The following is a 16,114-nucleotide window of genomic DNA, read 5'->3' as shown; positions in this document are numbered from 1 at the left end:
AATTTATATTTGCATCCGCATTTGAGCAATGGTGCCTTAGCTCAGTTGGTAGAGCAAAGGACTGAAAATCCTTGTGTCCCTGGTTCGATTCCTGGAGGCACCACAAAAAACCCAAGTTTTACTTGGGTTTTTTGATTTTACAACTTTCCTTATTTTGGTCTGATACTCAAATAATACTCCTTTTATACATACTATTTTAGTAGATTTATGATATCTTTTAAGGCACTTATTTTTTATGAAAAGACTAATTAAGTATAAAATAGACTTAAAAAATGTAACTTGCACTTCATAAAAATTTAATACAAATATGAACTGGGAGCAATTACTTTCTTTAAAAAAATATGGTGACACACAACCTAGAGAACGTAAAACACAAAACGAAACAAGAGTAGGTTTTGAAGTGGACTACGATCGTATTATTTTTTCTGATTCATTTAGAAGTTTACAAGACAAAACTCAAGTAATTCCCCTTTCAAATACAGATTTTGTACATACACGGTTAACACATAGTTTAGAAGTATCTGTAGTCGGTCGATCTTTAGGTAGAATTGTTGGCAAAGCCATTTTAGAAAAATATCCGAATTTAAAAAAATTGGGATATCAAATTAACGATTTTGGAGCAATTGTAGCTAGTGCCTGTTTGGCTCATGATATTGGAAATCCTCCTTTTGGACATAGTGGAGAAAAAGCGATTGGAGAATATTTTAAATCCGGTAAAGGATTAAAATATAAAAATGAATTATCTGAGAAACAGTGGCAAGATTTAATTGACTTTGAAGGTAATGCCAACGGGTTCAAAATTTTAACAGAAACAAGAAAAGGTATTGAAGGTGGATTACGATTATCTTATGCTACTTTAGGAGCCTTTATGAAATATCCAAAAGAATCTTTACCTAAAAAACCAACATCTAACATAGTAGATAAAAAATATGGTTTTTTTCAATCTGACAAAGCAACGTTTTTAGATATTGCTAAATCTCTAAATTTAGAAAAAAATAGAAAAAATGATGTTTCTTATTTAAGACATCCTTTAGCGTTTTTAGTGGAAGCCGCTGATGATATCTGTTATACTATTATTGATTTTGAAGACGGTATAAACTTAGGATGGATTGAAGAAGAATTTGCATTAGAGTATTTAATAAACTTGGTAAAAGATACTATAAACACTGAAAAATATCATCAATTAACCACAAAACGAGATAGAATAAGTTACTTACGTGCCTTAGCAATTGGCAACTTAATTAATGAAGCTGCTAAAGTCTTTTTAGAAAACGAAGAGAAAATACTCGCTGGACAATATCAAATTTCTTTATTAGAAAAATGTAAATATGAAGCTCAGATAAATGATATTATAAAAATAAGTATCAATAAAATATATAGAAGTAAAGAAGTTATTGAAAAAGAAATTTCTGGTTACAAAGTATTAGCCGACTTATTAGATGTATTTATTACAGCTATTAATAATACATTTTTACAAACTCCAAGTAGCTACGACGAATTAATAATGAGTTTATTACCAGAAAAATACAAAAATATAAACGATAATTTATATGATAGAATTCTTTCTATTTGTAGCTTTATTGCTAGCATGTCAGACGGATCTGCAATTCTATTACATAAAAAACTAAAAGGAATAGAAATATAATTTCACAACTAAAGAGCCTGCAAAGTATATACGTTTTTAAAATTTGTATAAAAATCCAATATTTAAAGATTGTTTAAATTGAACTCTTGGACCAAGGGTTTCTAAGGTACCATCATTATTAATATCTTCTTTATACTTCACATCATCATCATAAATTAATTGCCCTCCAATACTTGCACTTAAAAACCTATTAATTTTAAAAGCAAAAGTTAAATCATAATCTATATCAATATTTCCAAAATTATTCAAATAATCAGTATACAAACTGAGATCATTTGACATTTTTACATTTTTAGCAATTTCTTTATTCCATTCACTTTCTAATAAAAAACCAAATTCATTTCTTGATTTTCGTCCGGCTTCAACTCCAAAAGCACCACTGTTGGATAAATCTTCATCAAAAACTAACGTTGATTTTAGTGTTATTGGAGAAAGGTATAAAGAGAATTTCTGTTGTTTAATTTCATAATGCGAACCTGCTCCAAGAAATATATAAGCAGGGGCAAACATTCTTGAAATAGGACTATCTGTATTTGGATATGAATATCCGTTTGTAAATTGCGTTTTAAAATTAAACTGCATTGAGTAAAACCAATTCGAAACCGTGTCTCGCCTATAACCAAAAACTGATTTAAACTCAAATCTATCTTCTGTTTTTCTCAACTCTCTATCTTCCTGCGAATTTAATCCATATCGCATATAAAGCTCATTATTCCACAGTAAGTGTAATTTCTTATAAAGCCTTACTAAATCAATTTTTAACAATCCAGAAATAGAGTTATTACCACCAGCACTCCAATTAACAAATGCAGCCTCACTTAAATCTAACCCTATACTATTTTTCTTTTCCCACCAAATTGGATCATTTGCATATTTTCTTCTTCTAATTTTTGTAACTTTAATAGGATTAACTACTTTTAAAGTATCAATAACCAAGTTTTTTATTGGAGCTATATAACTATTCTCTTTGGGTAAAGGGACATAAATAGTATCGTTAGTTAAATGATTTACAGTCATTCTGTAACGTTCTTTAAAAACATAATCATTCTTTAAAGAGTCAAATTCAATAGTATAGAATGGCTTTAATAAAGACTCCATTTTAATTCTTAACGAATCAAGCTTAGTTAATCTTCTAACTGAATCTATTTTAATATAGTTCCCTACAGAATCAAGTTGTATAACAACATCTAAAGTATCATTTAGCTGAAATCTTTTAATTGTATCTCGAGGTTGAACAGGACTAATAGTATCAGATAAAAACATATCTAACACTTTTTTTACAGAACCAGAAGTTCTTGTAGAGTCAATATTACTAATACTATTAATAATATCTATTTTGGTACTGTCTATTTGTGAAAAAACACTTAACGAAAAAAAAAGTGCTAATAGAATTAAGGTGGTCTTATTTTTCAAACTTAAAAATTTCAAAACGTTAAAATTGCTTGGTTTAGTACTTGAATGAAAAACTAAGTTCGCAAAGATAGTGTTTTTTTAAGATTATCTATTGACAAACCAATACTGTTAAATAATAGATTGGTTTTACCATGCTCTATAAATTTGTCTGGAATACCTAAATTTTTAATTTTTTTATTCATATACCCATGTTTTTGAGAAAATTCTAATATCGCAGAACCAAATCCACCAATAATTGTGCCATCCTCAACAGTAATAATAGTGTTATATTTTTTAAAAATTTTATGAAGTAAGTCTTCATCTAAGGGTTTTAAAAATCGCATATTAAAATGGGCAATCTCATCTAAATTTTCAATATCAGAATACGCTTCAACAACTCTATTACCTATAGTTCCGATACTTAACACTGCAATTTTTGAACCTTCTTTTATAGTTTCACCTTTTCCAATTTCAATTGGCGAAAATGGCTGTTTCCAATTTTGTGTAGTACCAATTCCTCTTGGGTATCTAATAGCTATTGGTCTTTCTAACCCCAATTGTGCAGTGTACATAATATTGCGTAATTCTTTTTCATTACGAGGAGCAAAAATTATTAAATTAGGGATACAACGCAAATAAGCTAAATCAAAAACACCTTGATGTGTAGCTCCATCTTCTCCTACTAAACCAGCTCTATCTAAACAAAAAATAACTGGAAGCTTTTGCAAAGCTACATCATGAATTACCTGATCATAGGCTCGTTGCAAAAAGGTAGAATAAATATTACAAAAAGGAATTAATCCTTGTGTGGCCATTCCTGCTGCCAATGTAACGGCATGCTGTTCTGCTATGCCTACATCAAACGCTCTCTCAGGAATTTCTTCTAACATAAATTTAAGAGAGCTGCCTGTTGGCATTGCAGGAGTAATACCTACAATTTTTTTATTTTTCTTAGCCAATTCAACTAATGTATACCCAAACACATCTTGATATTTTGGTGGTTGTTGGTCTAGATTTGACTTGGCAATAAGTTCTCCTGTTTTTGCATTAAATTTTCCTGGAGCATGATATTTTACCTGATCTTCTTCTGCCTTTTTAAGTCCTTTTCCTTTAGTAGTAATTATGTGTAAAAATTTTGGTCCTTTAACTGTTTTTAATCGTTCTAACTCGAATAATAACGCAGGTAAATCATGCCCATCAATAGGACCAGAATAGTCAATATTAAAAGCCTTAATTATATTATGTTTTCTAACCCTTTTATTGTGTTTAATATTGGTTAAATAATTTTTTAGAGCACCTACACTGGGGTCAATACCCATGGCATTGTCATTTAATATTATTAAAATATTTGCCTTACTAACGCCAACATGATTTAAAGCTTCAAAAGCCATACCACTAGCTATACTTGCATCACCAATAACAGCTATATGTTGTTTATTAACGTCTCCATTAAGTCTTGACGCAATTGCCATGCCTAACGTTGCAGAAATTGAAGTAGAAGAATGACCTACTCCAAAAGCATCATATTCACTTTCACTACGTTTTGGAAATCCAGAAATGCCTCCAAATTGCCTATTGGTTTCAAAAACGTCTTTTCTTCCAGTTAAAATTTTATGTCCATAGGCTTGATGACCAACATCCCAAACCAATAAATCATTTGGCGTATCAAAAACATAATGTAATGCTATAGTAAGTTCGACCACACCTAGACTTGCTCCTAAATGTCCTTCTTTAGTTGCAACTATATTAATAATAAACTCGCGTAACTCTTTTGCCAACTTAGGTAATTGTTCTTTAGAGAGCTTACGTAACTCTTTTGGAGTTGATATATGTTGCAATAAACTTTTTGACATATGACAAATGTACGAGTTGCTTTTGATTTTGTTAATATTATCAAGCGAAATTGTACTTTTACCAAAAATTAATACAATGATTAATCCTTTTGATGATACCTATTTTATGAAACGTGCTTTGCAAGAAGCTGAAACAGCATTTGATAAAAATGAAGTACCAATAGGTGCCGTAATTGTTATTAAAAATCAAATTATTGCCAGAGCTCATAACCTTACAGAAACTTTAAATGATGTTACTGCTCATGCAGAGATGCAAGCTTTTACTGCTGCTTCAGACTATTTAGGCGGAAAATATTTAAGAGACTGTACACTTTATGTTACGCTAGAGCCTTGCCAAATGTGTGCGGGAGCTAGTTACTGGACTCAAATTGGTAAAATTGTGTATGGTGCAAGAGATGAACATCGAGGTTTTAAGCATTACAATACACAGTTACACCCTAAAACCAAAGTAATTGGTGGTATTTTAGAGTTTGAATGTAGTGAAATTATTAAACGCTTTTTTATAGAAAAAAGAAATTTGAACTAAGCGTATCATAAAGTACATTGAAAAATGTAAAAAGAAGTTATTTGTTGTTTGTACAACCTATTTTAAATTTTCATTATCAATTTTAAAAGGATTTTTACTCTTAGGGTCTACTACATACTTTTTATATTTTCCGTTTTTAAAACGATAAAAAATAAATAGAGGCATTAAAATAAAAGATAAAAACAATATTGAAAGTCCAATAACAATTTCTCCTTCAGGCTGATTTTGATATTTCAAATAACCTCCAACTGTTAAACCAACAAGGAAAAGAATAAATAATATTTTTAAAAGAGTTTTCATTAACTGACAATTATAGATTGTATTCCATCAAAGATATCAAATCTTATTAAAAAGTACCAACAACACCAATGGTACCTAACCCTGCTTTTAATTTCCAACTAATTTTAGTTTGTTTATTCGAAGGATAGTAATTCTTTTTATTCATAAAATTATCAACTCCATCTACAAAAACAATACTTATCACCATTCCTAATCCTACATCACTTACCCAATGAGCATTTGCCCATAATCTTGATATTGGCACAATAGAACCTACTCCATAAATACCAGCTTTAACCCAAAAATTATCAAATTGTTTTGCTACAGCGTGTGCCATAGAAAATGACAACATTGCATGACCAGAAGGAAAAGAATGAAAACCCGCATTGCCATTAAAAGGTTTAAAATCATTATGGTCTCCATTAGATGGTCTTGCTCTACCTGCAATGTTTTTTGAAAAGGATTGAAGAATACCAGAAGCTGCAGCAGATGTAATTATCAAAACTCCTGTACGCCTAATTTTTTCATTATCTGTTAAAAGACCAAATCCATAAACTCCCGCAGAAACTAAAAAAAAAGTTTGGGGTTTCCCTCCATAAAAACCAACTTGCTTTACTAAATGCGGTATATGTTTATCTTGTTTTACAAAAAAACCATTAACTTCATTATCTGCCAAGTACATCAACCCTGTACCCACAAGTATTCCTCCGGCAGTTAAAAAATCGTCTTTTTTCCAACTTAGAGGTTGTTTATAAGAATTTACTAACCCTTTAAAAGCAACATTACCATCGTATTTTAAATCTTCCCAAATTCTATTGTTCTTATTAGAAGTACTATCCGTTTGCGAATAAATTAATGTTGAAAAAAAAAATAGTATTAAAAAAAATCTCATTTTTGAATTAATACACATTGTTATTTTATTTTCGTCATTTATATTAAAATAACCCGTGTAATTGAGCGTCAATTTTATCAATAATAAAACCTAAATCTTCTGGATTATCAACAATATTTAAATTATCTATATCTACTATTAGTAACTTTCCTTTAGTATAAGTAGATATCCAAGCTTCATAACGTTCGTTCAATCTACTTAAATAATCTATACTAATTGAGTTTTCATATTCTCTTCCTCGTTTATGTATTTGACCTACTAAAGTTTGAATACTTGCACGTAAATAAATTAACAAGTCTGGTGGCGAAACTAATTTCTCCATCAACTCAAATAATGTGGCATAATTTGTAAAATCTCGATTAGTCATTAAGCCCATAGCATGTAGGTTTGGAGCAAAAATATGGGCATCTTCATAAATAGTACGATCTTGAATAATATTTTTACCACTTTCGTGTATCTCTAATATCTGACGAAATCTACTATTTAAAAAGAAGATTTGAAGATTAAATGACCACCGCTCCATTTCAGAATAAAAATCATCTAAATATGGATTTTCTTCAACAGACTCAAAATGTGGTATCCATTTGTAATGTTTTGCTAATAATTTTGTTAAAGTAGTTTTTCCTGCTCCTATATTTCCGGCAATGGCAACGTGCATGCTGTTATTTTTAGTTTAATAAAAGTTTTTAAAGATACTTAAATTTTAGCTGTTTTATACACAACTTTTTTTTCGTCATCAAATATATATATTTCATTGTTTAAAACATAAAAAGATTCTATTGTAATTGAATTATTAAATGTTATTTTAAACACACCTTCTATTAAATTACTTTTAAACAACTCCCCATCTTTTACCCAATAATAACTATCATAAAACCAGTTAAATAATTGAAATTCATTTAAAACAATACGCTTTTTAAAATTTGAGTATGCATCATACTCTAATGCAACATTTTCATGAATTAACCAACATGTTTTATAACTAGCAACCATACGGTTAGGTATAAAATCACTTTCTCGAAAATTTACAGGTGCTGAACTTGAAACTATTCTATTTCTATTATAATCGTAACGATATAATTTATTATCATCTGAACTAAATATCCATAAATTATTGTCAGAAGAACCTGATACTAATGCAATGTTCTTTGAAAATAAAACCTCATTAAAATCTATTTTATTAGACAATTCATTTAGATTATTATCCAATAAAATTACAGTGTTAAAATCACCATAAAAAAGTACTATTTTAAAAGGGTTTTTAATATCTACAGCGGTTATTGTACCAAATTGCGTATTGGTATAAGATGTTTTTTCTTTGTCACTTTTTTTATAAAAAGTATTTTCTTTTATATAGTAGATATTATCAAACTCATCAACGCCAATAAATTGATCTGCATCTAATTCAATTTTACTTACAAAAGAAGTTTTAATAATTGAGTCTATTTGTTGCCCTTTAACCAAAGAACAAATACTAAAGAAAAAAATTAATGGTAAACATTTCATTAAAACCTAATTTACCGTAAAAATAATCAATTATAACTTATATAGAACTTTTAAAGTTTATTTTGAATAATGACTACTAATTACCTTTAATTTAACAAATTAATAATTTTAAGATTACATTTAGTTTATATATCACTATTAAATTTCACCCATTCAATTTTTGATAACTATTAATTAATTAAATGGGCAAAAATAAATGTAAAAGGGCCGTAGAAGTTGTAGTTATATCAGATGTTCATCTTGGCACTTATGGCTGTCATGCAAAAGAATTATTGGTTTATTTAAAAAGTATTAATCCAGAAAAAGTAATTCTAAATGGTGACATTATTGACATTTGGCAATTTAAAAAGTACTATTGGCCAAAATCTCACATGAAAATAGTAAAACATTTTATTAAGTGGATAACTGATGGAGTAGAAATTTATTATATCACTGGCAATCACGATGAAATGTTAAGAAAGTTTGTAAATTTTAAAATAAACTCGTTTACCATAGTAAATAAAGTTGTATTAAAATTAGATTCAAAAAAAGCTTGGTTTTTTCATGGTGATGTTTTTGATGTTACCATGCAACATTCGAAATGGCTCACTAGAATGGGAGCTATTGGATACGACTTTTTAATTTTACTAAATGGAGTTATAAATAAACTTAGTAAGTTATTAGGAAAAAAAAAGATTTCACTTTCAAAGCGAATAAAAGATAGCGTTAAGGGAGCTGTCAAATACATTAATAACTTTGAACTTACCGCAGCAGAAATAGCTATTGAAAACAAATACGACTTTGTTGTTTGTGGGCACATACACCAGCCCAAAATTAAAATCTACAACTCTAAAAAAGGAACTGTTACTTATTTAAACTCAGGAGATTGGATAGAAAATTTAACCACTTTAGAATACAATAAAAGCAAATGGTCAATCTATAAATATAATGAAGACGATTATACTGAAATTTTAGATGAAAAAACAGATTTAATTGAAAAATCAAATAAAGAACTTTTTGAAGAACTAGTAGCTGAAATTAACATGAATTATATAAGATGAAAATATTATATGCTATTCAAGGTACAGGAAATGGGCATTTAACTAGAGCAACAGAAATTATTCCCACGTTATTAAATAGAGCTCAAGTAGATATTTTAATTAGTGGAAAACAGTCTGAAGTGCCATTTCCATATGAAGTTAAGTATGATTTTAAAGGAATTCCTTTCGTATTTGGAAAAAAAGGAGGTATAGATTATTGGAAAACCTTTACTAGCAATAATCTTTTTAGAATTATCAAAGAAATTTACAAATGTAAAGTAAAGGATTACGATTTAGTAATAAATGATTTTGAACCCATTTCTGCATGGGCGTGCTTTCTAAAAGGAAAAAAATGCATCTCCTTAAGTCATCAAAATGCCTTATTGTCAAATAAAGTTCCTAAACCAAAAACAAAAAGCAGAATAGGAAACTTTATACTAAGAAATTATGCACCTGCTAGCGAAAAATATGGTTTTCATTTTAAAAGTTATGACAATTCAATTTTTCCCGCTATAATTAGAAAAGAAATACGAGAACAAACTATAAAAGAAAAAAATTATTATACTGTTTATTTGCCTTCATATAGTGACAAGAGAATAATTAAAGTTTTATCAAAAATTAAATCTACCAAATGGAAAGTTTTTTCCAAAAATTGTAAAAAAGCCTATTCTTATGAAAATATAACTATTAAACCCATTGACAACAAGAAATTTCAAAGAAGTATGGCCCACTGTAAAGGAATAATTTGTGGTGCCGGATTTGAAACTCCTGCTGAAGCACTTTTTTTAAAAAAGAAATTATTGGTTATTCCAATGAAAGGACAATACGAGCAAGCATGTAATGCTGTTAGTTTAAAAAAACTAGGAGTAACGGTTATTAATAAATTGGACAAAAAACACCTTTTTGATATAAAACAATGGCTATATTCAAATAAAATTGTGTCTATCTCCTTTCCAGATCAAAATCAATTTATTATCGATAAAATTCTTACAAACTATATAATTATTACTGAACTTTCTCAAGAGATTATTGAAAATATAAGTTAATCCATATTATTATTACAATCATTGTAGATTATAGTTTATTAGTTAAAAATTAATTAGTATTTTGAGCCCAAAATTTACCAATGATTGAGTTAGCAGGTATTATTATCTTAGGAATTTTAGCACAATGGGTAGCATGGAAATTTAAAATACCCGCCATTTTACCTCTGATTCTAATTGGACTATTGGTTGGTCCGATAGCTGCAGAATACTTATCTTCAGACGGAACAAAGTGGATAGAACCAGTATGGAATGGCGAAAAAGGGTTGTTTCCAGGCGAAGGACTTTATTATTTTGTTTCCTTAGCCATAAGTATTATTTTATTTGAAGGTGGTTTAACTCTCAAAAGAAATGAAATTAAATCTGTAGGACCTTCAATTACTAAATTAATTACATTAGGATCCGCTATTACCTTTTTTGGTGCCGCTATTGTTACACACTATTTGTTTAACCTTAGTTGGGAATTGTGTTTTTTATTTTCTGGATTAATTATAGTAACCGGACCAACTGTAATAACACCTATTTTAAGAAATATTCCTTTAAAAAAAGACGTATCTACTGTATTAAAATGGGAAGGTATTTTAATTGATCCAGTAGGAGCCTTAGTTGCCGTATTAGTTTTTGAATTTATTAGTGTTGGTGGCGGTAGTGGTTTTACAAAAACGGCTTTACTAGAATTTGGTAAAATAATTCTTTTCGGAACAACTTTCGGTTTCACCTTTGCCCATGCGTTAGCATTTGCAATAAATAAAAATTTAATTCCTCACTATTTATTAAATGTTGTTTCACTTTCTACTGTTCTTTTAGTATATGTAGAGTCTGATTTATTTGCTCATGAATCTGGTTTATTAGCCGTAGTAGTTATGGGTATGGTTTTAGGAAATAACAAACTAAATAATATTAAAGAATTACTATATTTTAAAGAATCTTTAAGTGTATTACTAATTTCTATTCTCTTTATTTTATTAGCCGCCAACATGAATATGAAAAATTTAATGTTGCTTTATAATTGGAATACTCTTATTTTATTTTTAATAGTAGTTTTTGTTATTAGACCATTAGCAGTCTTTTTAAGTACAGCAGGTTCTAAGCTAAAATTTAACGAAAAGTTATTTATAAGTTGGGTTGGACCACGCGGTATAGTAGCAGCTGGTATAGCTTCACTTTTTGGAAGCAAGTTAATTAGAAAAGGCGTTGAAGGAGCTGATTATATAACCCCGTTAGTTTTTATGATTGTACTTGGTACTGTTTTATTAAATGCAACTACAGCCAGATTATTTGCCAAGTTAGTAGGGGTGTTTTTAACTAAATCAGAGGGTATTTTAATTGTTGGAGCTTCAAAAATATCACGTTTAATAGGTCAATATTTATTAAAAAATGGCAGACATGTTGTACTTATTGACAGCAATCAATCTAATTTAGATAAAGCAAAAGAATTAGGTCTAGAAACCATGAATGCAGATGTATATTCTGATACCTTAACGGATAATATTGAATTGAATGATGTTGGTTTTCTTATGGCATTAACTGCAAATTCAGATATAAACAAATATGTTATTGATACCTTTAAAGATTCTTTTGGAGAAAATGGTACTTTTAGATTAGTTACCACAACAGAAATGAATGATACTCAAAGCAACCCCAAAGAAGGATTATTTTCTCATACTGACGATTATTATTCTTTAAATGAAGTTGCTAACCATCATCCTAATATCCATGAAATTGATTTAAAATCTAAAGAACATTACGACCAATTAATTGAAATTACTAATAAAGACAAAGACATTGTACCTATTTTTATCAAAAATAAAAATGGTGTATTAGAAATTATTCCTTCATATAGCAAAACAGTAAAAATTAGCGAAGGTTCTAAATTAGTATATTTAGGTAAAGAATTTGAAAAATAAAATATTCTTAATCGCCTACCTCAGATTCTGGAGCTAACGTAACTTTTAGTCCATCCAATTCGTCTTTTAAAAATATTTGACATCCCAAACGGCTATTTTCTTTAACATAAAAAGCTTGATCTAACATATCCTCTTCTTCTACGCTCATTTCTGGAAGTTCTATATCTGTGGTTTCAATATAGCACTGGCAAGAGGCACACATAGCCATACCTCCACAAATTCCAATTGTCCCCTCAGGAGCTAATTCATAAGCCCTAACCAACTCCATAATATTCATATTCATGTCTGTTGGAGCATCTATTTCGTGTGTTTTACCATTACGATCTACAACCGTTACTTTAATTGTATTTTCCTCCATGATTATTCTAAAATAGCATCTATAACTTTCTATTTTTTATAGCAATAGAGCTAATAATTGTTATTGTATTTTTGTAGTTACTGCTTTTTGCTGTTCTTTTTTAACACCATCAAAACCTGTTACCCCTGAAACTGTAGTGTATTTCATAACCAACTTTTTAGCATCAGGATTAATAATTTTATATGCAGATTGCACCATAATTGTAGCTTCATGAAATCCACAAAGTATTAATTTTAATTTACCAGGATAAGTATTCACATCACCAATAGCAAAAATACCAGGAATATTTGTACTATAATCAGTTGCATTGTCAACAACAATAGCATTTTTTTCAATTTCTAATCCCCAATTTGCAATTGGACCTAATTTAGGAGATAAACCAAAGAGAGGTATAAAATGATCAACCTCAATAATTTTATTACCTTCTGAGGCGTGTTTCACAGTTACAGATTCTACTTTATCTTTACCATGAATTGCAATAACTTCTGATTCTGTTAATAAATTGATTTTACCTTTTTTTACCAATTCTTTTACTTTTTCTACAGAATCTAACGCTCCTCTAAATTCTGTTCTACGATGTACTAAGGTAACTTCCTTTGCAATATCAGTTAAAAATATAGACCAATCTAATGCAGAATCTCCACCACCAGCAACAATTACTTTTTTGTCTTTATAAAAATTTGGTTCTCTAATAATGTATTCAACACCTTTATCTTCGTAATCACCAATTTCTTTTATCGGTGGTTTTCGAGGCTCAAAAGAACCCAAACCGCCAGCTATTGCGACTACTGGTGCATTGTGTTGTGTTCCTTTATTTGTTGTTACAACAAAAGTACCATCCTCTAATTTTTCAATAGTTTCTGCACGTTCACCCAATGTATATGTAGGTTGAAATGGAGCTATTTGCTCTTCTAAATTTGAGATTAAATCTCCTGCCAATACAGAAGGATAACCAGGAATATCATAAATAGGTTTTTTAGGATAAATTTCAGCCAATTGACCTCCAGGTACAGGCAACGCATCAATTAAATGACAACGTAACTTTAACAAACCTGCTTCAAAAACAGTAAAAAGACCAACTGGACCAGCACCTATTATAAGAATATCAGTTTTTATCATTTTTATTCAATTTTTTGCAAAAGTAAAGACTTAAAAGTTAAAGAAATGTGATAATTATCACACATTATCATTTCTATACAATCTTTTGCCCTGATATATGCAATTCATTAAAATCTTTATCAATAATTAATGTATTATCATCATTTCCTTTCACTAAATCTAATTCTATCTCTTCATTATCAATTTCTATTTTAGACATTATAAAAGGTAATGCGTGTAGCTTTATTTTAAATTTTTCGTACCCTGCAGAATATCTACCAGATTTATGCTGCTGAACGATAAGTTCCTCTTCTTTTCCTTTAAGTTTAAAAGTTCTGTAACTGTATTTTCCTTTGGTGTAATCAAATCCATCGTGAGCATCATCAAATAAATATGATTTTTCTGCACCTAATTTGTAATAAACATCTAAAGTAACTTCTTTTATATTCTTTTCTTCAACATATTGTTGAACAGGATATTTAGGTATTATAGCTCCAGATTTTATAAAAATAGGCATCGTATCAATATCAGAATTTACCCATAATTCTTTTCCTCCAGAAATTAACTCATCATCCCACATATTATACCAATCTCCTCTAGGAATATACATTCTTCTTCCTTTAGAGTTAGGTTCTAGAATAGGACAAACTAAAATTTTATCTCCAAAAATAAATTCATCAGTTCTAAAATGTGTCTGTATATCGGATTGATCATACATTACCAATGAGTTTAGTATAGGAGTACCATCGTTATAATATTTCCAAAAGGCTGTATATAAATAAGGTAATAATTGGTAACGTAATTCTATAAACTTTCTAACAATACCCGTTACTTCATCTCCAAAGGTCCAAGGTTCTTGATCTCCATGGTCTCCAGAAGAATGTACTCTACAAAATGGATGGAAAATACCTAATTGAATCCATCTTGCAAATAATTCGCCATCTGGCTGCTCTGCAAAACCACCTATATCACTTCCTACAAAAGAATATCCAGACATTGACATACGTTGAGCTTGTACGTTAGCAATCCATAAATGTTCCCAAGATGCCACATTATCACCAGTCCAAGTACAACAATAACGCTGTGTACCAGAATAAGCAGCTCTAGTAATTACAAAAGGCCTTTTAGGAAAAGCAAACTTTTTTAAACCATGGTAAGTTGCTCTAGCCATTTGCATTCCATAAATATTATGTGCTTTTCTATGGCTACAAGGATTTCCTTCATAATCATGTCGTACATCATCAGGAAAAGTTTTGTTTGGCACTTCCATTACGGCGGGTTCATTCATGTCGTTCCAAACTCCTTTAACACCAATATCTTCAATTAATTCTTTAAACAAGCCTGACCACCATTCTCTAACTTCTGGATTGGTATAATCAGGAAAATAGCACTGTCCAGGCCATACTTTCCCTTTCATATAAGGTCCATCTGCACGCTTACAGAAGTAATCATTTTCTAATCCTTCTTTAAAGACACTATATTCCATATCAATTTTAATTCCTGGATCTATGATGGCTACCGTTTTAAATCCGTCATCTGATAATTCTTTTACCATTCTTTTTGGATCAGGAAAATACTCTTTGTTCCAAGTAAAACACCTAAAACCTTCCATATAATCGATATCAAGATAAATGGCATCACATGGAATTTGTAATTCTCTAAATTTTGAAGTAATCTCTTTGACTTTACTTTCTGGATAATAACTCCATTTACATTGTTGAAAACCTAACGACCATAATGGTGGCATTTGGTGTGGTTTTCCTGTTAAATCTGTATAATTAGCAATAACTTTACTCATCTCTGGGCCATACATAAAGTAATAATTCATTTCACCACCTTGAGCCCAAAAACTCATCACATCTTTTCGTTCATGAGCAAAATCGAAATAAGTTCTAAACGTATTATCAAAAAAGATACCATAAGATTTGCCTTCATGCAATCCTGTAAAAAATGGAATTGCTTTGTAAATAGGGTCTGAATCTTTACCATAGGCATAAGAATCTGTAACCCAATTTTGAAATCGTTTGCCTTTCAAATTTAAATGAGTAGGCTTATCTCCCAGTCCATAATAACTCTCACCTTTACGAGACACCTTACTCATTTTCACAATATTACCTCCATGCTGATAGCTTTCTTCCCAATGAAAACCAATTTCATCTTGATTTATTAGTGATTTATCTTTAGCATCAAAGATTGATACTTTAGCATTTTCTTTTTTTATACTACAAATTAATTTTTCTGTAGTAATTAGATATTCTTTATCAGTTTCTTCAATTTCTAATATATCATATCCACTGTTAGCATATTTAGTAATTCCATAAGAAAAATCTTTATCAAAAATTCCCGTAGTACTATATCTAAACCTAATTACACTATCTCTTAAAATTGTAACTTTTAAGGTTACTCCATTAGCTGTATAAAATTGAAAAGTGTCTATATTTTTATCGTAAGAAATTATATTGGATGGAAATTGATTTCCTTTTATCTCTAATTCTGTATTTGTTATCATATATTGTGTATTGTCAAAATAGGTGGCAAAAGTAATAAATTTTGCCACCTATTTGGGTGTGTTTATAATTAAAATGGGTTGAATACG

14 protein-coding genes and 1 tRNA gene are annotated in these 16,114 nt (G+C 29.6%); 6 read left to right on the top strand and 9 right to left on the bottom strand.

Features of this window, described 5'->3' with window-relative positions; genetic code table 11:
* The first annotated feature begins 30 nt into the window (after positions 1 to 30).
* Both EGM88_RS09840 and EGM88_RS09835 read left to right on the top strand, forming a co-directional pair.
* Positions 31 to 103: transfer RNA gene (locus EGM88_RS09840), tRNA-Phe, on the top strand.
* Between the two features lie 204 nt (positions 104 to 307).
* Complete coding sequence (locus EGM88_RS09835) at positions 308 to 1,645, top strand: deoxyguanosinetriphosphate triphosphohydrolase (protein ID WP_123898019.1); 1,338 nt, start codon at positions 308 to 310, stop codon at positions 1,643 to 1,645.
* A gap of 36 nt (positions 1,646 to 1,681) precedes the next feature.
* Here EGM88_RS09835 and EGM88_RS09830 read toward each other — a convergent pair whose 3' ends face one another.
* Together EGM88_RS09830 and dxs are read right to left on the bottom strand one after the other, a co-directional pair.
* A complete protein-coding gene (locus tag EGM88_RS09830) occupies positions 1,682 to 3,058 on the bottom strand; it encodes a DUF3078 domain-containing protein (RefSeq protein ID WP_123898016.1) in 1,377 nt (458 codons plus the stop codon).
* A gap of 53 nt (positions 3,059 to 3,111) precedes the next feature.
* Positions 3,112 to 4,890, bottom strand: a complete 1,779-nt coding sequence (dxs, locus tag EGM88_RS09825; protein ID WP_123898014.1) for a 1-deoxy-D-xylulose-5-phosphate synthase — start codon at positions 4,888 to 4,890, stop codon at positions 3,112 to 3,114.
* Positions 4,891 to 4,966: 76 nt separating this feature from the next.
* On the opposite strand from dxs, the gene EGM88_RS09820 reads away from it, so the two are divergent.
* Complete coding sequence (locus EGM88_RS09820; protein WP_123898012.1) at positions 4,967 to 5,416, top strand: nucleoside deaminase; 450 nt, start codon at positions 4,967 to 4,969, stop codon at positions 5,414 to 5,416.
* A gap of 57 nt (positions 5,417 to 5,473) precedes the next feature.
* Here the strand turns inward: EGM88_RS09820 and EGM88_RS09815 are convergent, their stop codons facing one another.
* From EGM88_RS09815 to EGM88_RS09800, 4 genes are read right to left on the bottom strand one after another with little or no spacing between them, the layout of a single operon-like run.
* Positions 5,474 to 5,716, bottom strand: a complete 243-nt coding sequence (locus EGM88_RS09815; RefSeq protein WP_123898010.1) for a hypothetical protein — start codon at positions 5,714 to 5,716, stop codon at positions 5,474 to 5,476.
* Between the two features lie 46 nt (positions 5,717 to 5,762).
* Positions 5,763 to 6,587: a phosphatase PAP2 family protein gene (locus EGM88_RS09810; protein WP_162497566.1), complete on the bottom strand. Its 825-nt coding sequence runs from the start codon at positions 6,585 to 6,587 to the stop codon at positions 5,763 to 5,765.
* 43 nt (positions 6,588 to 6,630) lie between these two features.
* Positions 6,631 to 7,245 (bottom strand): deoxynucleoside kinase, encoded by a 615-nt coding sequence (locus EGM88_RS09805; RefSeq protein WP_123898006.1) that lies wholly within the window; start codon positions 7,243 to 7,245, stop codon positions 6,631 to 6,633.
* Positions 7,246 to 7,283: 38 nt separating this feature from the next.
* A complete protein-coding gene (locus EGM88_RS09800) occupies positions 7,284 to 8,093 on the bottom strand; it encodes a hypothetical protein (RefSeq protein WP_123898004.1) in 810 nt (269 codons plus the stop codon).
* A gap of 182 nt (positions 8,094 to 8,275) precedes the next feature.
* On the opposite strand from EGM88_RS09800, the gene EGM88_RS09795 reads away from it, so the two are divergent.
* The 3 genes from EGM88_RS09795 (at position 8,276) to EGM88_RS09785 (ending at position 12,062) form a co-directional block, all read left to right on the top strand.
* Positions 8,276 to 9,133 carry a UDP-2,3-diacylglucosamine diphosphatase gene (locus EGM88_RS09795; protein ID WP_123898002.1) on the top strand — a complete coding sequence of 286 codons (858 nt, stop codon included), beginning with the start codon at positions 8,276 to 8,278 and terminating at the stop codon, positions 9,131 to 9,133.
* Complete coding sequence (locus tag EGM88_RS09790; protein WP_123898000.1) at positions 9,130 to 10,158, top strand: glycosyltransferase family protein; 1,029 nt, start codon at positions 9,130 to 9,132, stop codon at positions 10,156 to 10,158. The genes EGM88_RS09795 and EGM88_RS09790 overlap by 4 nt, the downstream gene beginning before the upstream one ends.
* An 80-nt stretch (positions 10,159 to 10,238) precedes the next feature.
* On the top strand, positions 10,239 to 12,062 hold the full coding sequence (locus tag EGM88_RS09785) for a cation:proton antiporter (protein WP_123897998.1): 1,824 nt from the start codon (positions 10,239 to 10,241) through the stop codon (positions 12,060 to 12,062).
* Between the two features lie 7 nt (positions 12,063 to 12,069).
* On the opposite strand, the gene EGM88_RS09780 is transcribed toward EGM88_RS09785, so the two are convergent.
* The 3 genes from EGM88_RS09780 to EGM88_RS09770 all read right to left on the bottom strand — a co-directional run bounded on the left by EGM88_RS09780 (position 12,070) and on the right by EGM88_RS09770 (position 16,027).
* Complete coding sequence (locus EGM88_RS09780) at positions 12,070 to 12,420, bottom strand: 2Fe-2S iron-sulfur cluster-binding protein (protein WP_123897996.1); 351 nt, start codon at positions 12,418 to 12,420, stop codon at positions 12,070 to 12,072.
* 60 nt (positions 12,421 to 12,480) lie between these two features.
* Positions 12,481 to 13,539 carry an NAD(P)/FAD-dependent oxidoreductase gene (locus EGM88_RS09775; protein WP_123897994.1) on the bottom strand — a complete coding sequence of 353 codons (1,059 nt, stop codon included), beginning with the start codon at positions 13,537 to 13,539 and terminating at the stop codon, positions 12,481 to 12,483.
* Between the two features lie 73 nt (positions 13,540 to 13,612).
* Positions 13,613 to 16,027, bottom strand: a complete 2,415-nt coding sequence (locus EGM88_RS09770) for a glycoside hydrolase family 31 protein (RefSeq protein WP_123898219.1) — start codon at positions 16,025 to 16,027, stop codon at positions 13,613 to 13,615.
* Positions 16,028 to 16,114 lie beyond the last annotated feature (87 nt).

It is taken from the genome of Aureibaculum marinum (assembly GCF_003813905.1).
In the GTDB taxonomy this organism is placed as follows: domain Bacteria; phylum Bacteroidota; class Bacteroidia; order Flavobacteriales; family Flavobacteriaceae; genus Aureibaculum; species Aureibaculum marinum.
The sequence above is the reverse complement of the archived record's forward strand: the minus strand, read 5'-3'. Positions and strand labels throughout refer to the sequence as shown.